At 57.1% G+C, this 21,443-nt stretch carries 20 protein-coding genes; 12 read left to right on the top strand and 8 right to left on the bottom strand.

Annotated elements, in window-relative coordinates; genetic code table 11:
* Window positions 1-24: 24 nt before the first annotated feature.
* Window positions 25-1,005, top strand: coding sequence for a complex I NDUFA9 subunit family protein (locus MUU53_RS08795; protein ID WP_247260570.1), 981 nt, complete (start codon window positions 25-27; stop codon window positions 1,003-1,005).
* A 237-nt stretch (window positions 1,006-1,242) separates the two neighbouring features.
* Window positions 1,243-1,395, top strand: a complete 153-nt coding sequence (locus MUU53_RS08790; protein ID WP_137135961.1) for a hypothetical protein — start codon at window positions 1,243-1,245, stop codon at window positions 1,393-1,395.
* Between the two features lie 416 nt (window positions 1,396-1,811).
* Here the strand turns inward: MUU53_RS08790 and ptsN are convergent, their stop codons facing one another.
* The 6 genes from ptsN to lptC form a co-directional block, all read right to left on the bottom strand.
* Window positions 1,812-2,273 carry a PTS IIA-like nitrogen regulatory protein PtsN gene (gene ptsN / locus MUU53_RS08785; protein ID WP_247260569.1) on the bottom strand — a complete coding sequence of 154 codons (462 nt, stop codon included), beginning with the start codon at window positions 2,271-2,273 and terminating at the stop codon, window positions 1,812-1,814.
* Between the two features lie 60 nt (window positions 2,274-2,333).
* Entirely contained in the window at window positions 2,334-2,906 is a 573-nt protein-coding gene (gene hpf, locus MUU53_RS08780) for a ribosome hibernation-promoting factor, HPF/YfiA family (protein WP_062555176.1), read from the bottom strand.
* 298 nt (window positions 2,907-3,204) lie between these two features.
* Window positions 3,205-4,758 carry an RNA polymerase factor sigma-54 gene (gene rpoN, locus MUU53_RS08775; RefSeq protein WP_247260568.1) on the bottom strand — a complete coding sequence of 518 codons (1,554 nt, stop codon included), beginning with the start codon at window positions 4,756-4,758 and terminating at the stop codon, window positions 3,205-3,207.
* A gap of 152 nt (window positions 4,759-4,910) precedes the next feature.
* Window positions 4,911-5,702 (bottom strand): LPS export ABC transporter ATP-binding protein, encoded by a 792-nt coding sequence (lptB, locus tag MUU53_RS08770; protein ID WP_247260567.1) that lies wholly within the window; start codon window positions 5,700-5,702, stop codon window positions 4,911-4,913.
* 16 nt (window positions 5,703-5,718) lie between these two features.
* Window positions 5,719-6,297 carry an LptA/OstA family protein gene (locus MUU53_RS08765; protein WP_247260566.1) on the bottom strand — a complete coding sequence of 193 codons (579 nt, stop codon included), beginning with the start codon at window positions 6,295-6,297 and terminating at the stop codon, window positions 5,719-5,721.
* Window positions 6,294-6,977, bottom strand: coding sequence for an LPS export ABC transporter periplasmic protein LptC (lptC, locus tag MUU53_RS08760; protein ID WP_281435054.1), 684 nt, complete (start codon window positions 6,975-6,977; stop codon window positions 6,294-6,296). Before lptC ends, MUU53_RS08765 begins: the two co-directional genes overlap by 4 nt.
* A gap of 194 nt (window positions 6,978-7,171) precedes the next feature.
* Between lptC and sppA the strand changes: the two genes are divergently transcribed.
* The 3 genes from sppA to MUU53_RS08745 all read left to right on the top strand — a co-directional run bounded on the left by sppA (window position 7,172) and on the right by MUU53_RS08745 (window position 8,961).
* Complete coding sequence (gene sppA / locus MUU53_RS08755) at window positions 7,172-8,116, top strand: signal peptide peptidase SppA (protein ID WP_247260564.1); 945 nt, start codon at window positions 7,172-7,174, stop codon at window positions 8,114-8,116.
* A 27-nt stretch (window positions 8,117-8,143) separates the two neighbouring features.
* The gene (locus MUU53_RS08750; protein WP_062555182.1) at window positions 8,144-8,449 is read left to right on the top strand and encodes an integration host factor subunit beta; all 306 of its coding nucleotides are present in this window, start codon (window positions 8,144-8,146) and stop codon (window positions 8,447-8,449) included.
* A 167-nt stretch (window positions 8,450-8,616) separates the two neighbouring features.
* The gene (locus MUU53_RS08745; RefSeq protein WP_247260563.1) at window positions 8,617-8,961 is read left to right on the top strand and encodes a YhcB family protein; all 345 of its coding nucleotides are present in this window, start codon (window positions 8,617-8,619) and stop codon (window positions 8,959-8,961) included.
* A 4-nt stretch (window positions 8,962-8,965) separates the two neighbouring features.
* On the opposite strand, the gene MUU53_RS08740 is transcribed toward MUU53_RS08745, so the two are convergent.
* The gene (locus MUU53_RS08740; protein ID WP_247260562.1) at window positions 8,966-9,424 is read right to left on the bottom strand and encodes an SRPBCC family protein; all 459 of its coding nucleotides are present in this window, start codon (window positions 9,422-9,424) and stop codon (window positions 8,966-8,968) included.
* A gap of 131 nt (window positions 9,425-9,555) precedes the next feature.
* On the opposite strand from MUU53_RS08740, the gene MUU53_RS08735 reads away from it, so the two are divergent.
* From MUU53_RS08735 to olsB, 5 genes are all read left to right on the top strand, one after another.
* Window positions 9,556-10,692: a class I SAM-dependent methyltransferase gene (locus MUU53_RS08735; protein ID WP_377307134.1), complete on the top strand. Its 1,137-nt coding sequence runs from the start codon at window positions 9,556-9,558 to the stop codon at window positions 10,690-10,692.
* On the top strand, window positions 10,689-11,546 hold the full coding sequence (locus MUU53_RS08730; RefSeq protein WP_247260561.1) for a TrmH family RNA methyltransferase: 858 nt from the start codon (window positions 10,689-10,691) through the stop codon (window positions 11,544-11,546). Before MUU53_RS08735 ends, MUU53_RS08730 begins: the two co-directional genes overlap by 4 nt.
* Entirely contained in the window at window positions 11,543-12,043 is a 501-nt protein-coding gene (lspA, locus tag MUU53_RS08725; protein ID WP_247260560.1) for a signal peptidase II, read from the top strand. The genes MUU53_RS08730 and lspA overlap by 4 nt, the downstream gene beginning before the upstream one ends.
* A 138-nt stretch (window positions 12,044-12,181) precedes the next feature.
* Window positions 12,182-14,101, top strand: a complete 1,920-nt coding sequence (locus MUU53_RS08720) for a hybrid sensor histidine kinase/response regulator (protein ID WP_247260559.1) — start codon at window positions 12,182-12,184, stop codon at window positions 14,099-14,101.
* Window positions 14,102-14,220: 119 nt separating this feature from the next.
* Window positions 14,221-15,093 carry a l-ornithine N(alpha)-acyltransferase gene (olsB, locus tag MUU53_RS08715; protein WP_247260558.1) on the top strand — a complete coding sequence of 291 codons (873 nt, stop codon included), beginning with the start codon at window positions 14,221-14,223 and terminating at the stop codon, window positions 15,091-15,093.
* A gap of 58 nt (window positions 15,094-15,151) precedes the next feature.
* Here the strand turns inward: olsB and MUU53_RS08710 are convergent, their stop codons facing one another.
* Window positions 15,152-17,452: an NADP-dependent malic enzyme gene (locus MUU53_RS08710; protein WP_247260557.1), complete on the bottom strand. Its 2,301-nt coding sequence runs from the start codon at window positions 17,450-17,452 to the stop codon at window positions 15,152-15,154.
* A 193-nt stretch (window positions 17,453-17,645) separates the two neighbouring features.
* On the opposite strand from MUU53_RS08710, the gene mutS reads away from it, so the two are divergent.
* Together mutS and MUU53_RS23295 are read left to right on the top strand one after the other, a co-directional pair.
* On the top strand, window positions 17,646-20,291 hold the full coding sequence (gene mutS / locus MUU53_RS08705) for a DNA mismatch repair protein MutS (protein WP_247260626.1): 2,646 nt from the start codon (window positions 17,646-17,648) through the stop codon (window positions 20,289-20,291).
* Between the two features lie 74 nt (window positions 20,292-20,365).
* Window positions 20,366-21,382, top strand: coding sequence for a helix-turn-helix domain-containing protein (locus MUU53_RS23295; RefSeq protein ID WP_247260556.1), 1,017 nt, complete (start codon window positions 20,366-20,368; stop codon window positions 21,380-21,382).
* Window positions 21,383-21,443: the final 61 nt, after the last annotated feature.

The raw sequence follows: 21,443 nt of genomic DNA, 5'->3' as shown, positions 1-21,443 counted from the left end.
CTCCTTGGCTTTCGGAGTACTCCCATGACCATGTCCAATCTTCCGCCGCTCGTGACCGTTTTCGGGGGGTCGGGCTTTGTCGGCCGGCATGTTGTGCGGGAACTGGCCAAGCGCGGCTACCGTATCCGTGTGGCTGTCCGTCGGCCGGACCTCGCTGGCTTCCTGCGTCCGGCTGGCTATGTGGGCCAGATTCAACTGGTACAGGCCAATCTGCGTTACCGGAAATCGATCGATCAGGCGGTTGCCGGCTCGGATCACGTGGTCAACTGCGTTGGCATCCTGTTCGAAAGCGGCAAGAACTCGTTTGATGCCGTGCAGGAATTTGGCGCCAAGGCCGTAGCTGAGGCTGCCCGCGCCGCGGGCGCAACCCTGACGCATGTATCGGCCATCGGCGCGGATGCCAATTCGCAGTCCTCCTATGCACGCAGCAAGGGCCGCGCCGAGGAAGCAATCCTCTCCACCGTTCCGGATGCTATCATCCTGCGTCCCTCCATTATCTTCGGCAAGGAAGATAACTTCTTCAATAAATTTGCCGATATGGCGCGCACCATGCCCTTCCTTCCGCTGATCGGTGGCGGGCTGACCAAGTTCCAGCCCGTTTTCGTGGAAGACGTCGCCACGGCCATTGCAAAGGCGGTCGAAGGCAAGGTTGCCAAGGGCAAGATTTATGAACTCGGCGGCGCAGAGGTTCTGACCTTCAAGCAGTGTCTCGAGGCTGTCCTTCGCATCACCTACCGCAAGCGTCCGCTGGTCACGCTACCCTTCGGTGTTGCCTCGTTGATCGGCAGCATCGCCTCCATGGTTCCTCTGATCACGCCGCCGCTGACGAGCGATCAGGTTCTGCTCCTGAAGTCTGATAACGTTGTTTCGAAGGAAGCCGAGCAGGAAGGCCGCACGCTTGCAGCCTTCGGTATCCGTCCTACGCTGCTGGATGCGATCCTGCCAAGCTACCTCGTCCAGTATCGCGTGCAGGGGCAGTTCACCAATTCCGGCAAGGCAGCCTGACGGCCGAAAATCCACTTCAATTAGATATGCTCAAGCAGGAGGCAGGACATGGTTCTGCCTCTTTGACGTTCAGGGTTGTGGCGTAAATGACGCAACGCACAACTGCTTAACGTTAACCGGCGGTTCAGCAAAATACTCTATTGAAACAGATCGCGACGGCCCGTACACCGCCGCCATTCTCCCAAGTACCCGAGTATCGCCGTGACTGCCACACCCTCCTCCGAAAGGCTTCCCCCCATGGGCAAATCCATCGCACTGTTTTTTGCGTGTGCGGCATTTGTTATTCTTGCAGGCTCGTTCCTGGCCCCCGGCACTGTTGCCGCCAACAAGAGCGCCTGCGCGCCCGCCTATGGCGTGGATCCGTGCAGCACGGCGTCCATTCGCCGTTAGAGCGCTTCAGGGTTAAATGGAAACAGTTCTGTTTGGGAGGGCGGGAGCAGATGCGAGGAGAAGGGCGCGTGTCGTAGCCTCAGCATAGGGCCAAGCCCTGCGACAAAGCAGATGACCCGCCATCTCAAACCCAGAGGGCCGGATCATTTTCAGCCATTATCTGCGGCTTTTGTCTCGATCGTACCTTGCGGGTATGCCCTTCGCCAAAAGCCTTGATCCTGACTGAAACCGAGCACGGCAGAACGATTCCATTGAGCCCTGAAACGCCCTAAGCTGAACAAGTTCGGCCTGCCATTGGCAGCACCAGCTTTCTGACAAACCCCACTGGTCCAACCGCCAGCATGAGGGTCTATCATCAATCTGAGGTCCGCTTCGAAAGAGGCGGACCTTTTTGATTTTAAGACGATGGAAGTGGATTATGCGGCGTTCGCCTGCTCCTGATTCAGAAACGCATAAATGGCGGACGCTGAATCGGTGGCGCGCAGCTTTGCCACAAGATCGTGATCTCTCAGCACCCGGGCAATCCGCGAGAGTGCCTTGAGGTGGTCAGCTCCAGCGCCTTCTGGTGCCAGAAGCAGGAAAACCAGATCGACCGGTTCATCATCCAATGCTTCGAAATCCACAGGGGTTTCAAGTCGAGCAAATAATCCCGTGATTGCCCCAATACTGCCAAGCTTGCCGTGCGGAATGGCAATGCCGTGGCCGACACCGGTCGAGCCAAGTCGCTCACGCTGCAGGATGACATCGAATATCTCGCGCTCTGGAAGTCCCGTCAGCTTTGCAGCCTTGACGGCGAGTTCCTGGAGAAGCTGTTTCTTGGAATTGACCTTGAGCGCAGGAACAATTGCATCTTGCTGCAGCAGATCTGCCAACGCCATTCTTTCCATCCTTCTGCCCCCGCTGGGGGGGAATGGGAGTGCCGAAGCACTCCCTTCAGGCTATCCTTTGATACTGGCGGCGTCGATCCAGCCAATATTGCCGTCGTTGCGGCGGTACACAATGTTCAACTGTTTTCCAGGGTTCCTGAAAAACAGAACGGGTTCGTCTGTCATGTCGAGCGCCATGACGGCGCTTGCGACGGTCATTGTCTTCAGAGGCTTGGAGCTTTCTGCCACGATCGTGGGAGCAAAGTCATCCGGAACCTCATCCTCCTCTTCCGACACTGCGTCCATCACCGTGTAGGCGATTTCTGCATAGCCGTTCTGGGTTGCCCCAGCATGGTGGTCGCGAAGCTTGCGCTTGTAGCGGCGCAGGCGCTTTTCAATCCGTTCCGATGCTGCATCGAAGCTAACCTGCGGATCGTTGGCTTCACCTGTGGCATGAAGCACGATGCCGGTGTCCAGGTGCACCTTACAGTCCGAGGTGTATCGGGATCCGGATTTCTCCACGATCACCTGACCCGAATATCCTCCGTCGAAGTATTTTGTAACCGCCTCCCCGATATGGCCCTCGATCCGCTGTCTGAACGAATCGCCGATTTCCATATGCTTTCCGGATACACGCACACTCATGGAATTCCTTCCTTCTTGTCGTGACTTGCACGTGGCAGTCTACGCCAAGCGGCTCCCTCATCCAAGCGTCTCTGCTGATACTTCGCCGATTTGATAACGATAGGCCTGACCGACCGTTAAATGCGGCTTCCGCCGTCCTTTCTCATTGTGCGGCGCGCTTCTAACGGTCGATTTCGGGAAAGTCAACGGTGGTATATGCGCATAATATTTTAAAGCCTAGGTTTATCTTTGGCGTGATTCGGCAGCCAAAAAGTGATTCGCCGGTTCCTGATCATCTGAGTCAGCTTTAGTCTTAAGCTCAACAGGCGGCAATCCTGGCAAGAGTCCGCTTCTCGCGCCGTCGTTGGACGGAGCTCGGAATGTTCATGGATTCCCGATATTTGGCAACGGTTCTTCGTGCCAGCTCGACCCCTGATTTCTTCAGGATGGCGACGATATCGTCATCGGAGAGGACCGCTTCGGGAGCCTCCTGCGCGATCATCTGGCGAATGCGATGACGCACGGCTTCCGCGGAGTGATTGTCTCCACCTTCAGCTGAGTTGATGGAAACTGTGAAAAAATATTTGAGCTCGAAAAGCCCGCGCGGGGTCAGCATGTACTTATTCGATGTGACCCGGCTGACCGTTGACTCGTGCATTTTGATGGCTTCGGCCACGGTCTTCAGGTTCAGCGGACGAAGATGATCGACCCCGTGGAGCAAGAATGCGTCCTGCTGACGGACGATTTCGGAGGCCACTTTCATGATCGTCTTGGCGCGCTGGTCCAGGCTACGTGTCAACCAGTTTGCATTTTGCAGGCACTCAGAGAGGAAATTCGCGTCTTCGCCCGGTCTGGACGCCTTCTTGGAAATCGACTGAAAATAGGTCTGGTTGACGAGCACCCTCGGCAAGGTGTCTGGGTTCAGCTCGACAAGCCAGCTTCCGTCAGTCCCGGCACGCACCACCACGTCAGGGAGGATAGCCTCGTAGCCGCCATTTTCGAAGCTGCTGCCCGGACGCGGGTTGAGCGCGCGGATCTCTGCCAGCATGTCGATGAGATCCTCGTCATCCACCCCGCAGATGCGCCGCAGCGACGCGAAATCGCGCTTGGCCAAAAGTTCGAGATTTCCCAGAAGTGCCTGCATGGCCGGATCCAGGCGATCCTTCTGGGTCAGCTGGATGGAGAGACATTCGGTGAGCGAGCGTGCATAAACTCCCGGTGGATCGAGGGATTGCAAGGACTTCAGAATGGCATCGACCTGCGCTGGCGTCGTACCAAGGCGTTCCGCGACCTCTGACGTATCGCCCTGCAGATAGCCATTCTCATCGAGAAGGTCTGTCAGGTGCTGCGCGATGAGCCGGTCTCTTTCCTGATGCAGCAGAAAGGGGATTTGCTGGGAGAGATAGTCTCGCAGGGAAACAGTGCTCGCAACAAAATCCTCCAGATCATATCCCTCGCCAGCCTCACCGCCGGGCATGGACTTCCATTGACCCATCAGTTCAGGTGCATCCGGCCGACGCTCGGCTACATCATCAGGAAAAACATTCTCGAAATTCGCGTCTAGGCGCTCGTTGAGCTGTCCATGATCGTTCGAACCGGAATCGAACCAGTCCGCATCCCCATCGCCGGAGGCTGAGTGTCCGCTATCTTCGTTGGCATTCGTCTCTGGTGCCTCGAAACTCTCGAAACTGTCATTGCTTGCTTCTCCATCAGATGGAGAGAATTCGAGCAGAGGGTTCTTTTCGACTTCCTGCGCAATGAAATGGTTGAGTTCGAGGTGTGTCATCTGAAGCAGCTGGATGGACTGCATCAGTTGCGGTGTCATGACCAGAGTTTGAGCTTGGCGCAGCAACAGGCTGGTAGATAAAGCCATAACGGACGCTGAACTCCCTAAAAAACCTCTCGGATCGCCCAATGGTATGGAAATTGGGAGATGGTGAGACCAACTGGCCCAAAAATTGCTTTTTTAGGAGGTTTGGTCAAGCATGGACGAGGCTTGAGGTAAAGATTCTCGCCAGCTTGCTGTCAGAGATGGAATTTGTCGCCAAGATAAAGGCGCCGAACATCAGCATTATTGACGATATCGTCCGCCCGTCCATGCGTCAAAACTTCACCGGCATGGATAATGTAGGCCCGGTCGATGAGGCCCAAGGTCTCACGGACATTATGATCTGTGATCAAAACGCCGATGCCCCTGGCCGTCAAGTGGCGAACGAGGTTTTGGATGTCGGACACCGAGATCGGATCGACGCCCGCAAATGGTTCGTCCAGCAGCATGAAGGCCGGATCTGTTGCCAACGCGCGGGCGATTTCAAGGCGTCGTCTCTCGCCGCCCGAGAGGGCCACAGCCGGGGCCTTCCGCAATCGGCTGATATGAAATTCTTCCAGCAATTCATCGAGTTTGCGCTCGCGCTTCTGCCGGTCGCGTTCGTGCACTTCAAGCACGGCACGGATGTTTTCCTCGACCGTCAGTCCGCGAAAAATCGATGCCTCCTGAGGCAGGTAGCCAACGCCCAAACGAGCCCGGCGATACATTGGCATGCGGGTGACATCATTGCCATTGATGGCGATCATGCCCTCATCGACGCCAACAAGTCCGGTGATCATGTAGAAGCAGGTCGTCTTGCCCGCGCCGTTTGGACCGAGAAGCCCGACTGCCTCGCCACGCCGCACAATCAGCGAAACGCCGTTTACAACACGTCGCGTGTCATAGGTCTTCGATAGGCTATGCGCGATCAGCGTGCCTTCATAGCGAACCTTGTCCTTCGGGTCGAAACCCTCGGGCGCAGGCGCTTTGGAGCGGGAAAAGAAAGACATGGAGTAGGGGAGCGCCTTACTGTTGCGGCTTGGATTTAGGATCCAGAAGAATTTGGATCCTCTTGCCGCAGTTATCGAGCTTGGCCTCACCGGAATCGACGCGCACCACGAGCTTGCACCCGGTCAACACGTTCGGGCCATCCGTCAGCACAACCTGCTTGCCCGTAAGGGTCAGCATTTGTGAAGCCATGTCGTACTCGCCCTGATCGCCGGTTGCCGTCTGCTGACCGGAGTTCAGCACGACCTTGCCGTCGATAAAGATCTTGTCGATATCCTGCTTGCCGGATGCGGCGCCCGAGCCGCCCGAAGAGCCCCCAGCAGGATCACCCTTGTACAGGACGACCATTTTCATCGCCTTCATCGTTGTCGTGCCCTGCACCACTTCAACATTACCGGTGAAGTAGGCCTTCTTCTCATTATCCTTGATTTCAAGCTGATCACTCTGGATCTGGATCGGCTTGTCATTAGACAGCTTCATGCCGTCCATCTGCTTGGAGGTGGACTGCGCTGAAGCTGTACCGGTCAGGCTTGCAAGCGCGATGCCAGCGATCAGCCAGGAGATAAGACGAAGAGAAGTTGAACGGCAAGGTGTCATTGGGCCGGGCTCTGGTTGTCTTGTTGTTTGAGAGCGGAGCCCGTCAGGTTGACCTGAACTTGCCCCGTGAACGTGATTGTCTTGCCGTTATCCGATATCTTCATCGACTTCGCAACAATGGCGGCGTCGTTTGTTTTGATATTGACCGGGTCGGTCGATTCCATGAAGCCGCCGGGAATATCCAGCCGTGCCGATTGGAAATTCGCAGTGATGCCGTTGCTGAGGTTCACCTCGAAGGGAGCCGTCATGTTCATCCGATCGGCCGAGCGATCGAATACGCCAGCGGTTGCAACGACACGCGCGATAACGTCGCCGCTCATCGGCATTGCCGCCTTCACATTCTCTAGTGACAGCATGTTCGGATCAGTTACATCCTGAAGCGCTCTGGTTGCGGTCAACGAATAGCTGATGCCTCTTTCGTTACGACCAGCGATCGCGGGGCTTTCCATGACGATCTTGCCGTTTTCGATGCGCGCGCTCTGAACGGTGAGATTTTCCGGCAGGTAGGACCGGATAAAAGTGATGCCGATAAAGAGGGCGGAAATCGCCAGCGCAGCAACCGGAAGCAGGATACGCAGCCGCTTCACGCGACGTGAATGCACCAAGGCAGCCTGGTAGGTGCCAGTGGCCGCTCCATTGTTGCGGGGAGCTTCATGATTTGATGCAAGCTTTTGCAGCATGGAAACCTTTTGATGCCGTGTCGGTCGAAGGCCGTACTCGGACGCGCTATTCGGACCCACCACATGGTCTCCCAATATGGCTTTTATCCATCAAGAAACAATAACGTTCGACACAAATTCGTGTATTGAAGAATCTTATTCCGGCAATGATGGCAAATAAGTCATCTACAGACGCCTTAATGAAGGGATTTCTAATGGATCAGTCGGCGATCGCGGACCGTCGTCAACTTCGACGCAAGCTTACTTTCTGGCGGATCGCTGCGGCTTTGCTGCTGGTAGCCATCGGTTTCTCGCTCTACAGCGTTGTCGGCGGAGAGGGATCGGCACGGCCGCATGTGGCGCGGGTCGAGATCGCCGGTATGATCACCGATGACGACGAACTGATCGAAAGGCTCGACACGATCCGCAAGAACGCTCAGGTCAAGGCCCTGGTTGTGTCAATCTCGTCACCTGGCGGAACCACTTTCGGCGGCGAACGGATCTTCAAGGCCATTCGTGCCGTTGCGGCCGAAAAGCCGGTGGTTTCCGACGTTCGTACCCTGGCCGCCTCGGCGGGCTACATGATCGCGTCCGCAGGCGATACCATCGTCGCGGGCGAGAGCTCCATCACCGGTTCGATCGGCGTCATCTTCCAGTATCCGCAGATCCAGAATCTTCTCGAAAAGCTCGGCGTGTCTCTGGAAGAGATCAAGTCTGCTCCCATGAAGGCTGAACCATCGCCATTCCACGCTCCGCCGGAGGAGGCAAAGGCGATGATCAGAAGCATGATCATGGATAGCTATGACTGGTTCGTGGATCTGGTGGCAGACCGACGCAAGCTTCCAAGGGAGGAAGTTCTCAAGCTCGCCAACGGTGCCATCTTCACAGGGCGGCAGGCCTTGAACGTAAAGCTCGTCGATACGCTTGGCGGCACGCCGGAAATTCGTGCCTACCTTGCCACGCGCGGCGTCTCGAAGGATCTGCCGATCATCGAATGGAAAGAGCGCAGGGAAACCGGTTATCTGGGGTTCGGTGCTTTTGTGCCCTATATCGCCGCAGCCCTGGGCTTCGACCCGGATCTATCAAAAGCCCACAGCCTGCTCGGATCCAAGTTGTTCCTTGACGGTCTTGTTTCCGTTTGGCAGGTTGGTAAGGATTGAAAATTCAGAATATTCCAGGGGGAAGTCGTGATTAAATCCGAACTGGTGCAGATTGTTGCGGCCCGTAATCCGCATCTCTACCACCGTGATGTCGAGAATATCGTCAATGCCGTTTTGGATGAAATCACCGACGCCCTTGCCGCGGGGAACCGAGTGGAGCTTCGCGGCTTCGGTGCCTTCTCCGTCAAGAATCGTCCGGCTCGCTCCGGACGCAACCCTCGCACCGGCGATACGGTTTTCGTCGAAGAAAAATGGGTGCCGTTTTTCAAGACTGGTAAAGAGCTGCGCGAACGCCTGAATCCCGATCTGGTGGACGAAGAAGACGAAGACTGAGCTGCCCTTGTCGGGGTTGGTCTGTCTTGAAACCAACCTTTTGAACACTAATCTCTGGTCTTGAAGAGCCGGTGCAGTTCGAGCCGTCTCAACCCTGCTTGAGCAGGGTGTGAATTCACGTCATCAGGCAGCAGCCCTGAGTCCAGGCACGTTATCGGGAGCATGTCATGAACCGAGTCCGCAAGATCGTCAGCCTCGTGATTTTTGTGCCGCTGGCCATCATGCTGATTGTGCTCTGCGTCGCCAATCGCGAGCCAGTAAGGCTGGCGCTCAATCCGTTCCAGCCTTCCGATACCGTGCTCTCTGTTACCGGTCCACTCTTCCTCATGCTTTTTCTGGCTTTGCTGGTGGGCATGCTAATCGGCGCTGTCGGTACATGGTTTGCACAAGGCAAGTACCGCAAGCAGGCTCGGCTGGAGGCGCGAGCAGCCATCGCTAGAGAAAAGCAGGCCGTTTCTGCGCCTGTAAAAGCCGCAACAAACGCCGTTACTTTGCCTGGCTCCAGGATGTGAGCAGTTACAGACTGGTTTCCGCCGGTGTCGTCAACACCGCGTTGAAGTCTGCAAAGAATTGCTGTGCAAGTTTCTGGGATGTCGACCCGATCAGGCGCGATCCCAGTTGTGCAAGCTTGCCGCCGACCTGTGCATCTGCCTTGTAGCGCAGGATAGTGTCCGCGCCATCTTCTTCCAGCACAACATCGGCATGGCCTTTGGCAAACCCGGCGATTCCACCTTTACCCTCGCCGGAAATGCGATAGCTCTCCGGTGCGTTTATGTCCGACAGCGTAACTTCGCCGTTGAAGCTTGCGGAGACAGGACCGATCTTGAGTTTCACGGTGGCAGCAAGTTCGGTTGGTGATTTTTGTTCCAGGGTTTGGCAGCCGGGAATACACTGGCGGAGAATATCCGGATTGTTGAGGGCAGCCCACACGACGGCACGCGGTGCGGCTATACGTTCTTCTCCACTGATCTCCATGCGACCCTCCCAAGCCAGCATTCTACGAACCCATATTAGCGTGCTTCGTCGCAGAAGGGAAAGCGCTTTGCCAAGAGCAATGCCGATGCTATTTGCAGTTTAAACAATTCGATTACAGCGGAAGACGTCTCTTGAACAAGAAACCGCAGCGGCCGGATCGGTCCGCGCAGAAAAATACGCAAGATCGTGGGCAAAAACGAAGCCAGGGCGGTAAGCCTGGAGCCGTGGGGTCGCTGGCATCGAATTCAGCGAGATCGGATCACCCGCAGCGTAATCCTCCCCGGGGAAATGTGAAACCCGAGAGCGTTACGACCCCGGTTGCGGAGACACGTCGGCTCATCACACGCAAAGGCGAATTGCCCCGCGAGCGCGTGCCAGTCATTCTGGAATCGACCGGGGCGGGGGATTTTTACCTGATCGATAGTGGCGCTGGCCTCAAGCTGGAACAATATGGCCCTTACCGGATCGTTCGACCGGAAGCGCAGGCGCTTTGGCAGCCTGGTCTTCCCGAGAGCGTGTGGGAGAATGTCGACGCCATCTTTACCGGGGATACCGACGAAGACGGTATGGGACGTTGGCGGTTTCCAAAGGCGGCCCTTGGTGAAACATGGCCTATGTCTCTCCTGGATGTCGATTTTCTCGGTCGCTTCACGTCATTTCGCCACGTCGGGGTTTTTCCGGAACAGATCGTTCACTGGTCCTGGGTCAAGGAGCAAGCGGAAAAGACGGATCGCCCTATCAAGGTCTTGAATCTTTTTGGCTATACCGGCGTTGCATCTCTGGTTGCCGCTGCTGCGGGTGCCGAAGTCACGCATGTCGATGCTTCGAAGAAGGCAATCGGCTGGGCGCGGGAAAACCAGGCACTTGCCCGGCTGGAACGTGCGCCGATCCGCTGGATCTGTGAGGATGCCATGAAGTTTATTCTTCGTGAGGAGCGGCGGGGCAATCAGTATGACATAATCCTTGCCGACCCACCGAAATTCGGCCGTGGTCCCAATGGCGAGGTCTTTCACCTGTTCGAGCAACTGCCGCTGATGCTGGATGTCTGCCGCGAAATCCTGTCGCCGAAAGCAATAGGACTTGTGCTGACGGCCTATTCGATCCGCGCCAGTTTCTATTCCATCCATGAATTGATGCGCGAAACGATGCGCGGCGCAGGCGGCGCGGTGGAATCAGGCGAGCTTGTCATTCGCGAGGCGGGTCTTAATGGACGAGAACCGGCCCGGGTCTTGTCCACGTCCTTGTTTAGCCGGTGGGTGCGTCAATGAGTTATGAATATCGTAAGCCCGGCGCGCAACGTGTCGGTCAGGTCAAGGAAGTCACAAGCCTGACCAACCCGATCGTCAAGGATATCAAGGGACTGACCTCCAAGAAGGAACGCGAGGAAAGCGGAACCTTTTTGGCAGAAGGCCTCAAGCTGATCATCGATGCGGTCGAGCTGGGATGGGAAATCCGCACCCTCGTTTACGCGAAGGCTGCGAAGGGAAAGCCGCTGGTTGAGCAGGTCGCAGCGAGGACTGTCGCGAGGGGCGGTCTGGTGCTGGAGGTCAGCGAGAAGGTCCTCTCCAGCATAACGCGGCGTGACAATCCGCAAATGGTCGTTGGCGTCTTCGAGCAGCAGTGGAGAAACCTTGGTCATCTTTCGCTTGAAAAAGGGCAGACCTTTGTTGCTCTCGATCGTGTCCGCGATCCTGGCAATTTGGGGACCATCATTCGAACCGCCGACGCGGCCGGTGCATCTGGCGTAATCCTGGTCGGTGACTGTACGGATCCATTCTCGCTGGAAACGGTCCGCGCCACGATGGGGTCTGTCTTTGCTATGCCAGTCTATCGTGCAAATGCGGACGAATTTGTGGGCTGGGCAAATCAGTCAGATGGTCAGATCGTGGCCACTCACCTGGCAGGCTCTGTCGACTACCGCACCATAGATTATGCGAAAAAGCCGACAATTCTGTTGATGGGGAACGAGCAGAGCGGTCTTCCGGAACAGTTAGCAAAGGCAGCTGACCGGTTGGCACGCATTCCCCAGGCCGGACGAGCGGATAGTCTCAATCTTGCAGTTGCGACAGCGGTCATGCTGTACGAAGCGCGCCGAACCTTTTTGAGCCTGGAGGCACGATGACCCTAGCGGACCTGAAGCCGACCCTGTTCTCGCGTCCGGCACCGATCTTTGCCTTCATCATTCTCGCAGTCCTGGCCGACCAGATCATAAAGATCGCCGTCGAAGCCTATCTGCCTTTGCAGCAGGCCGTGCATGTCATTCCCTATCTTGCCCTTTATCGCACCTATAATCTGGGTGTGGCGTTTTCGATGCTGGATCATCTGGACGGCTGGTTCATTGTCACCATGCGGCTTTGCATCGTCGCTTTCGTGATCTGGCTTTGGAGGCGAACGCCGAACGACCGATTTTTCGCCCATACCGGTTTTGCGTTGATCATCGCGGGAGCAATCGGCAACATTCTGGACCGTTTCATTTACGGACATGTCGTCGATTATATTCTGTTCTATACCGAGACATGGTCATTTGCGGTCTTTAATCTCGCCGACAGCTTCATTACAATAGGGGCAGGTTGCGTGATCCTGGATGAGCTTTTGCAAAGCCGCAAAAAAACGAACTGAGCGGTTTTATCCTTGGAGTCGTAAATCTATCGGAAGTAATCGCGTGATAAGGTGCCATCAATGCGCAACCTCGCCGACCTTCATGAGAGACTGCGATCTACCTTCAGCAGGGTAAAGCCGGCTGGGGAGGGTGGCCTGTTGTCGAAGGCAGCGCAACAGGCCGATCAGGAAATCGTGGATGCCGGTCCACGCGCCTTTCTCGAAAGCCAGGACATTCTGTCTTCGCTGGCAGTGGTTCGCAGCATCGACGGTGTGGTACTTGCTGTGAACAGGACGTTTCAGAAGATTATCGGTACCGAATCGCCGGAAGGTCGTACGCTTGAAGATCTGGGCTTGCCACTGTCCGAGCAGCCTCTAGCGTCGCCACGCGATATCGAGATGTCCATACAGCACGAAGCACGCGTTTTGAGCTGGCAGGATGTGGTTGTACGCGATTCCATAAGCGGGGATTATCTTGTGTTCGGAACCGCGCGCGATGTGACAGAGGATCGCCGCCTTGAACATGCCCGCGAAGAGGCGCGTCTTCATGCGGAAGAAGCAAGCCGTGCGAAAAGTCGGCAACTGGCGACCGTTGTTCACGAATTGCGGACGCCCTTGAATGGTATTCTCGGTATGAGCCACCTGCTCCAACAGACAGGGCTCACTCCGGAACAGAGAAACTATATCGTTGGCATCTCCCAGGCCGGTTCTGCCCTTGCTCAACTGGTTGACGATCTTCTCGACTTTTCCACGATAGAGGCCGGTCGTTTTCGCTTGAACAGCCGAGCTGAAAATATTCGACAGCTTTTGGAAAGCGTGGTGGAAATGCTTGCGCCGCGCGCTCATCAAAAAGGTATCGAACTGGGTGCCACCGTCGCTTTCGATGTGCCGAACCTCATGGATTTCGATCCGGCTCGTCTGCGTCAGGTTCTATTCAATGTCATCGGCAACGCGGTCAAATTCACGAAGGTCGGCGGTGTTCTCGTCTGTGTCCGTCTGAATGGACGTGCAATGGTGATCACCGTTGCAGACACCGGCCCCGGCATGTCTGCCGAAGCACGGGAGAGAATTTTCGAGGAATTCGGGCAGGTGGGAACGGCCGCCGAGCGAAGCGGCGGCACCGGTCTCGGCCTGTCGATCTCATCGCGCATCCTGCGTGAATTCGGAGGAAAGCTTTCGGTCGAGAGTGAAGAGGGTGTCGGTACGACCTTCACGATCGAGCTGCCTGCCATATCAGCGGACATGAATGCCGGTGGTAATGATCGGATGTTGTTGCTCCGATCATCGCACGTGCTGCTTTTGGCACCGGACGGTCCGGCAGCTCAGGCAATCATTTCGACTATTGAGACCCTTGGCGGTCGATGCCGACATGCAGCATCCGCCGAAGAAGCGGAATGGACAATTGCCAATCTGACGAGTAAGAACCTCGCCTTCACCGACATGATTGTTGATCATCGCGTGCTGGGTGTCGACCTTCTCGGCCCCGTTGCCCAAAGAATCCGTCGTATCCTTCTCGTCAGCCCGGAGGAACGCAGCAGTCAGCGTTGGGATGCTTATGATGCCTGGCTTATCCGCCCGTTGCGGGAACAGTCGCTGGTGGATGTTCTTCGCGGTCGTCTCGGCGGTATGGCTGGACGGATGAGTGCCGAAGTGGTTCCATCTGCGGAAAGCACGCGTTCGGAAATCGGACTATCCGTGCTGCTTGCGGAGGATGACCCGGTGTCCGCCATGATGGTAGGTGCCATCCTACGCAAGGCGGGCTGCATCGTTCACCAGGTCACAGATCTGGAGGGTCTGCATCAGGCCGCTCTTGCGGACAGGCACACCGACCTCATCATTTCCGATTTGCATATGCCGGGCGGGGATCTTGCCGATGTTCTGCCCTTGCTTGGTGAGCGCGCCGGAGCGCCCGGCGAGCATGCTCCCGTGCTGGTCCTGTCGGGTGAAACGGATCCGCAAATCCGTGAGCGCGTTCTGGCCAGCGGCGCCAAATGCATTCTTCAAAAGCCCATCGATCCACGGCAGCTTCTGGCGGAAATTGATTCGGTACTCCAGAGTGCCGGGCGTAAACCTGCCTGATCAGGCCCCCTGTCACTGCTCGTTGCCGGGCGTTGCGATCCACGGCCATGTCACTTTCCTGTCGCAGAAGGGTGCTTTATGGAAATTAGGGATTGGCGCCAGCTGCTGGAACAGGAAATATGAGTATCGATCTGCTCAATCGTGAAGTCGCATCTGCAACGGTTATGAAGCCTGCAACATCTCTGTTGCCTGCCGATGTGTTTGGCCGCATTGGCAGTATGGAAACACGGCTTGCGCGGAATTCTCAGGAAATCCAGGCGGCACAATCTATCCGCTACAGGGTTTTTGTCGAAGAAATGGGCGCGACGCTTGCGCCTGAGGCGATGAAGCGCAAGCGTGACTTCGATGTCTACGATGATTTTTGTGATCATCTTCTCGTCGTTGATACGGCCCTGACCGGCGAGCCGGAGGAACAGATCGTTGGTACCTATCGTCTTCTGCGGCAGGAGGTCGCCCTCGCCAATGGGGGCTTTTATTCTGCGAGCGAATATGACATCGCCCCGCTTCTCGCACGTCACCCGACCAAGAAGTTCATGGAGCTCGGTCGCTCTTGCGTTTTGCCGCATTACCGCACCAAGCGTACAGTGGAACTTCTCTGGCAGGGCAATTGGGCCTACGCTCTGCGACACGGCATCCATGCGATGTTCGGCTGCGCATCCTTCCCTGGTACCAGCCCGGAAAGCCATGCATTGGCCCTTTCATTTCTGCATCATTCTGTGGGCGCCAAAGGCGAGTGGGCAGTGTCCGCCCTTGAAGAACTGTTCAACACCATGGATTTGATGCCGCAGGAAGCAATCAACGCCAAGCATGCGCTGATGTCCATGCCGCCATTGATCAAGGGCTATCTGAGATTGGGTGCCATGGTCGGCAATGGCGCTGTTGTCGACAAAGCCTTCAACACGACGGATGTACTGATCGTACTGCCGATCGAATCGATCTCCGGCCGCTACATCAATTACTATGGTGCTGACGCTGGCCGCTTTGGTGGATGAACTCTCTATATTTGAGGAAAAAAAGCCCGGCGGGATCAACTCCGCCGGGTTTATCCGTTCAGCTTCCCGCGTTATAAGCCGCGATGGCTGCCATGTTGACGATATCGGCATCCTTCGCCCCCATGGATGTGATCTGCACCGATTTATCGAGGCCGACCAGCAGCGGACCAATCAGCGTCGAGCCGCCCAGTTCTTCCAGCATGCGTGTGGATATGGATGCCGAATGAATGGCGGGCATGACCAGAACGTTGGCGGTGCCGGATAGCCGGTTGAACGGATATTGCTCCATGCGGGCCGCGTTCAGTGCAACATCCGCAGCCATTTCGCCATCATATTCGAAATTGACACGCCGCTGATCGAGAATTGCAACTGCCTCACGCACGCGTTCGGATCTTTCTCCCCTTGGTTGTCCGAAGGTGGAATAGGCAAGCATCGCAATACGTGGCTCGTAACCCATGCGGCGTGCCAGACGTGCTGCCTCGCAGGCAACATCCGCAAGATCCTGCGCGCTTGGCATGTCGTGAACAGCGGTGTCGGCCACGAACACTGTTCGCCCGCGCGAAACCACGATCGATACGCCAATCACCTTATGACCCGGCTTCGGATCGATGCAGCGCCGAATATCGGAAAGCGCCGTCGCGTAGTTTCGCGTCGTTCCCGTCACCATGGCATCTGCATCACCGAGCGCCACCATGCAGGCTGCGAAGTGGTTGCGGTCGTTGTGGATCAGGCGCTGAACATCACGCTGTAGATAGCCTTCGCGCTGAAGTCGGGCGTAAAGGTAATCGATATAGGCTTCCACGCGGTTGGAGATACGAGCGTTGACGATTTCGATCCCCGGTCGGTCAAGCTCAATGCCGGCCCGCTCCGCCGTCGAGCGGATCACATCGTCGCGGCCCAGCAGAATTGCGGTGCCAAGGCCCTGATTGATGAAGGAGACGGCAGCACGCATGACCTGTTCTTCTTCCGCTTCTGCGAAGACAACCCGTTTGGGGCTACGACGCACCTGCGCGTAGATGTTCTGGGTCGTTGCGGCAATCGGGTCGCGGCGGGCTGAAAGCTCGCGGCCATAGGCATCGAGATCCCCGATCACCCGCCGTGCGGCACCGCTCTCGATTGCAGCCTTGGCAACAGCTACCGGAATGGCCGAGATGAGGCGTGGATCGAAGGGAACCGGAATGATGTATTGTGGCCCGAAGCGCGGACGAATGCCCTGATAGGCCGCAGCCACATCGTCCGGCACGTCTTCGCGGGCTAGGCTTGCAAGCGCTTCCGCCGCCGCGATCTTCATCGCATCGTTGATCTGGCGCGCGCGAACATCCAGCGCTCCGCGGAAAATGTAAGGGAAGCCGAGGACGTTGTTGACCTGGTTCGGATAATCCGATCGACCTGTCGCCATGATGGCGTCATCGCGAATACGGGCCACCTCTTCCGGCGTGATCTCCGGATCCGGGTTTGCCATGGCGAAGATAATGGGCCGCTCCGCCATGGAACGGATCATTTCTTCGGTGAAGGCACCCTTCTGGGACAGACCGAATACGACGTCTGCGCCTTTCATGGCTTCTTCCAGCGTGCGCCGGTCGGTTTTCACCGCATGTGCGCTCTTCCATTGGTTCATGCCTTCGGTGCGACCCTGATAGATCACGCCCTTGGTATCGCAGAGAATGATGTTCTCCGGATTGAAGCCCATGGACTTGATGAGTTCGATGCAGGCGATTGCCGCTGCACCCGCGCCGTTGCAGACAAGCTTTGTGGTCTTCAGGTCGCGCCCCGTCAGTTCCAGCGCGTTGATCAGGCCCGCGGCGGCGATGATGGCCGTGCCGTGCTGATCGTCGTGGAAAACCGGAATATCCATGAGCTCGCGCAGTCGGCTCTCGATGATAAAGCATTCCGGCGCCTTGATATCCTCAAGATTGATGCCGCCGAACGAGGGGCCGAGATAGCGAACGCAGTTGATGAACTCATCGACATTTTCCGTGTCGACTTCCAGGTCGATAGAATCGACATCGGCGAAGCGCTTGAAGAGAACGGATTTGCCCTCCATCACCGGCTTCGAGGCCAATGCACCCAGATTGCCAAGGCCGAGGATTGCCGTGCCGTTGGAGATCACGGCCACCATGTTGCCGCGCGTGGTGTAGTCGTAGGCCGCTGCCGGATCGGCAGCGATGGCCTTGACCGGAACCGCCACCCCCGGTGAGTAGGCGAGCGACAGATCGCGCTGCGTTGCCATCGGCTTTGTCGGAACGATCTCGAGTTTGCCAGGGCGCCCTTCCGAGTGAAAATCAAGCGCTTCCTTTTCGGTCACGCTCGGGCGAGAGCGTTTCCCACCATTCTTGGGATGATTTTCCTTGGGCGCCATGTTTCCTCCAGCATCCTGTGGGCATCCGTTCTGTTTCGGATGCGCGATATTGTGTTCCCGGGGTCATAATCGATAGAGTTACGGATTAGCCTGCGCAACAAAAAATGGCTGGATGATCTTGCTTAGCTTTACCTCAGACGTGTTGAACACAGCGGAACTGGCCTCGCCCGAGAGCCGTGCTTCGGCAACGCCGATGATGGAACAGTATATCGAGATCAAGGCGAACAACCCGGATTCGCTGCTGTTTTACCGCATGGGCGATTTCTACGAGCTGTTTTTCGAAGACGCGGTCGAGGCATCCCGCGCGCTTGGAATTACCCTGACGAAGCGCGGCCAGCATCTGGGGCAGGATATCCCCATGTGTGGCGTGCCCATCCATGCAGCAGACGATTACCTGCAGAAGCTGATCTCGCTTGGATTTCGTGTCGCTGTCTGCGAGCAGGTGGAAGACCCGGCAGAGGCAAAAAAGCGAGGCTCGAAGTCTGTCGTCAAGCGTGATGTGGTGCGTCTGGTCACTCCCGGTACTTTGACCGAGGACAAGCTGCTTTCTCCTTCTGAATCCAATTATCTGATGGCGCTTGCCCGCATCAAGGGCGGTTCTGAGCCGCAACTGGCGCTTGCCTGGATCGATATCTCCACCGGCGTATTCCGATTGGCGGAAACGACGCAGCTCAGGCTTCTGGCAGACATTTTGCGCATCGAACCGCGGGAACTGATTATCGCCGATAGCGTATTCCACGATGAGGAACTGAAGCCAACATTTGATGTGTTAGGCCGGGTCGCCGTGCCTCAACCAGCTGTTCTCTTTGATAGCGCCACTGCAGAAGGGCGCATTACGCGCTATTTCGGTGTCGGCACACTGGATGGTTTCGGCGCATTTTCGCGGGCTGAACTCGCTGCTGCTGCCGCCGCTGTGGCCTATGTGGAGAAGACACAGATCGCGGAGCGTCCGCCGCTCAACCCGCCGGAGCGGGAAAGTGGCGCGTCCACACTGTTCATCGATCCAGCCACGCGCGCCAATCTGGAGCTCACCCGCACCTTGGCAGGAGACCGCGACGGTTCGCTTCTGAAAGCCATAGACCGCACGGTGACCGGCGGCGGTGCGCGGCTTCTGGCGGAGCGTTTGATGTCGCCGCTGACCGACCCGGACGAGATCAACCGGCGCCTCGATAGCGTCGCTTTTTTGATCGGTGAGCCATCTCTCTGTGGCGATCTTCGCACCTCGCTCAAGCATGTTCCGGATATGCCGCGTGCCCTGTCCCGCCTTGCGCTGGATCGTGGCGGGCCACGAGATCTGGGTGCTATCCGGCAAGGGCTGGCAGCGGCCCGTCAGGTCGCAGATTTTCTCGGGCGAGCATTGTTGCCCGAAGAGCTGTCTGCTGCATTGAAGGATCTTTCAGCACTTCCTCGCTTCGTCGAGGACGAAATGGATCGTGTTCTTGGCGACGACCTGCCTCTTCTGAAGCGCGACGGCGGGTTTGTGCGCGACGGTGCGCATGGTGAGCTGGATGAGGTGAGGGCGCTGCGCGACCAGTCGCGTCGCGTCATTGCGGGGCTGCAACTACATTACGCGGAAGAAACCGGCATCAAGTCGCTGAAGATCAAGCACAACAATGTGCTTGGCTATTTCATTGAAGTCACGGCGGGCAATGCCGGACCGATGACCGATACGCCGGAAGCCAAGGCTCGTTTCATTCATCGCCAGACCATGGCCAATGCCATGCGGTTTACCACAACGGAATTGGCCGATCTGGAAAGCCGCATCGCCAATGCGGCCGATCGGGCGCTGACCATAGAGCTGGAAGCCTTCGACCGCCTGACGGGTATGGTGCTTGCCCACGCCGAAGTCATCAAGGCAGGTGCCCGCGCACTCTCGGTGATCGATGTCGCGGCAGCTCTTGGGCTGCTGGCCGAGGAATGGAATTATTGCAGGCCGGAGGTCGATGCTTCCCGTCAGTTCTGCATCGAAGGCGGGCGTCATCCGGTTGTGGAACAGGCTTTGCGCCGTCAGTCGTCCGGATCGTTCATCGCCAATGATTGCAATCTTTCGCCGCAGAAGGCGGGCGGCTTCGGTGCGCTCTGGTTGCTTACCGGACCGAACATGGGCGGCAAATCGACCTTCCTGCGCCAGAACGCTGTCATCGCCATTCTCGCGCAGATGGGTTCCTTCGTTCCCGCCACCAAGGCTCAGATCGGTGTCGTGGACAGGCTGTTCTCTCGCGTCGGCGCGTCTGACGATCTGGCTCGCGGACGCTCCACCTTCATGGTGGAAATGGTGGAAACGGCTGCCATCCTCAATCAGGCAACCGATCGTTCGCTGGTTATTCTCGATGAGATCGGGCGCGGTACGGCCACGTTCGATGGTCTCTCCATCGCCTGGGCAGCGGTGGAACATCTACATGAGGCAAACCGCTGCCGCGGCCTGTTTGCGACGCATTTCCATGAGTTGACGGTGCTCTCGGAAAAGCTGAACCGCTTGTCCAATGCTACCATGAAGGTGAAGGAGTGGGATGGCGATGTCATCTTCCTGCACGAGGTGGGCCCGGGAGCGGCGGATCGATCCTATGGTATTCAAGTGGCGAAACTGGCCGGCCTGCCCGATGCGGTGGTTGCCCGTGCCCGTGATGTGCTTAACAAGCTTGAGGATGCCGATCGCAAGAACCCGGCAAGCCAGTTGATCGATGATTTGCCGCTGTTTCAGGTGGCGGTGCGCAAGGAGCAGGAAAAGCGCGGTCCCTCAAAGGTGGAAGAAGCGCTGAAGGCTATCAACCCGGATGAGATGACACCGCGCGAGGCGCTGGATGCGCTTTATGCGCTGCGAAAACAGTTGGGAGCATGACGCAGGTGTCGTGACGGCGGTTCGCAATTCATGATAAGGCCACCCCGGTTCAAAGAGATTGCCGAGACGTTGCCGTGCTTTCCATTCCACTGCCATTCATCGTTGGATTGGTCTTTGCACTCACGCTGTATCGGAATCTTAAAGGCGTCGAGACACCGGGTTCAAAGCGATATTTCACGGTCTTCCTGATCGCCTATGCCTTGCAAGGCATCATTATCGGCCTTCGTTTCGGTTACGGAGTAGAGTGGCTGCATCTGGTTCAGCCAGCCACCGCAGCTGCCATGCCGCCGCTCGCTTACCTTGCTTTCCGTTCGCTGGCGGCGATCCGTTCGGAAAAGCCGTGGCTGCACGTTCTGCCCTTTCTGGCAGTCGCAATGGCGGTCGCCTTCTTCCCGTTCCTGACTGACCTGCTGCTGATGGCGACATTCATCGCCTACGGCGTTCTGCTTCATCGCTTCACGTATGATCATCCGGATGCGGTCGCAGAAACGCCTCTGCCTCGAATGCTGCCTGCACTTCGGGCGGCGCGGCTCTGTGCTGTGTTGTTGCTGTTCTTCGGCCTGACGGATGCAGGCCTTGCGGCCTTCACTTTTGTTTACGGAAACGAAGCAGTGCCGACGGTCGTAACGGCCATGAACATTGCCGTGCTGGTTACGGTCGCCATCTACGGATTCGCGCCCCAGATCTTCGGACGTGAACCGCCCGCAGCGGAAGCCGAACAGACGGTGCCTTCCGCTGACGATCAAGCTCTTCTGATCCGTATCCAGGAGGCTCTGGATACCAAGGATCTCTACCGGCGGGAGAATTTGAGCCTTGCCAAGCTGGCGCGCCGGGTGGGTGCACCCGCGCGGGATGTCTCCGCAGCAATCAATCGTGCAACGGGTCTCAACGTGTCGCAATTCGTCAACAACCGCCGTATACGCGAAGTGTGCCGTCTGCTGGAAGAAACAGATCAGCCTTTGACGACGATCATGCTCGATGCCGGTTTCGCGACGAAGTCTAACTTCAATCGCGAGTTTCGCCGCGTAATGGGAATGAGCCCCAGCGAGTGGCGTTTGAGGTTGCGTACTTCGTCAATCAGTAAGACATGAGAAACCAAGGATTGGAAAATCGGCCCGGATGTGAAATCTATCCGCAGGACTGAAACGCTCT

Origin of the sequence: Affinirhizobium lemnae (assembly GCF_022968395.1) — a bacterium.
Classification (GTDB): Bacteria; Pseudomonadota; Alphaproteobacteria; order Rhizobiales; family Rhizobiaceae; genus Neorhizobium; species Neorhizobium lemnae.
This window is presented reverse-complemented; position numbering and strand designations above follow the sequence as displayed.

Bases quoted from the DNA above. Each gene is read 5' to 3' on its own strand.
- MUU53_RS08795 (WP_247260570.1), top strand. From the start codon at position 25: ATGACCATGTCCAATCTTCCGCCGCTCGTGACCGTTTTCGGGGGGTCG.
- MUU53_RS08790 (WP_137135961.1), top strand. From the start codon at position 1,243: ATGGGCAAATCCATCGCACTGTTTTTTGCGTGTGCGGCATTTGTTATT.
- ptsN (WP_247260569.1), bottom strand. From the start codon at position 2,273: ATGGCGTTGGCAGATCTGCTGCAGCAAGATGCAATTGTTCCTGCGCTC.
- hpf (WP_062555176.1), bottom strand. From the start codon at position 2,906: ATGAGTGTGCGTGTATCCGGAAAGCATATGGAAATCGGCGATTCGTTC.
- rpoN (WP_247260568.1), bottom strand. From the start codon at position 4,758: ATGGCTTTATCTACCAGCCTGTTGCTGCGCCAAGCTCAAACTCTGGTC.
- lptB (WP_247260567.1), bottom strand. From the start codon at position 5,702: ATGTCTTTCTTTTCCCGCTCCAAAGCGCCTGCGCCCGAGGGTTTCGAC.
- MUU53_RS08765 (WP_247260566.1), bottom strand. From the start codon at position 6,297: ATGACACCTTGCCGTTCAACTTCTCTTCGTCTTATCTCCTGGCTGATC.
- lptC (WP_281435054.1), bottom strand. From the start codon at position 6,977: ATGCTGCAAAAGCTTGCATCAAATCATGAAGCTCCCCGCAACAATGGA.
- sppA (WP_247260564.1), top strand. From the start codon at position 7,172: ATGGATCAGTCGGCGATCGCGGACCGTCGTCAACTTCGACGCAAGCTT.
- MUU53_RS08745 (WP_247260563.1), top strand. From the start codon at position 8,617: ATGAACCGAGTCCGCAAGATCGTCAGCCTCGTGATTTTTGTGCCGCTG.
- MUU53_RS08740 (WP_247260562.1), bottom strand. From the start codon at position 9,424: ATGGAGATCAGTGGAGAAGAACGTATAGCCGCACCGCGTGCCGTCGTG.
- MUU53_RS08730 (WP_247260561.1), top strand. From the start codon at position 10,689: ATGAGTTATGAATATCGTAAGCCCGGCGCGCAACGTGTCGGTCAGGTC.
- lspA (WP_247260560.1), top strand. From the start codon at position 11,543: ATGACCCTAGCGGACCTGAAGCCGACCCTGTTCTCGCGTCCGGCACCG.
- olsB (WP_247260558.1), top strand. From the start codon at position 14,221: ATGAGTATCGATCTGCTCAATCGTGAAGTCGCATCTGCAACGGTTATG.
- MUU53_RS08710 (WP_247260557.1), bottom strand. From the start codon at position 17,452: ATGGCGCCCAAGGAAAATCATCCCAAGAATGGTGGGAAACGCTCTCGC.
- mutS (WP_247260626.1), top strand. From the start codon at position 17,646: ATGATGGAACAGTATATCGAGATCAAGGCGAACAACCCGGATTCGCTG.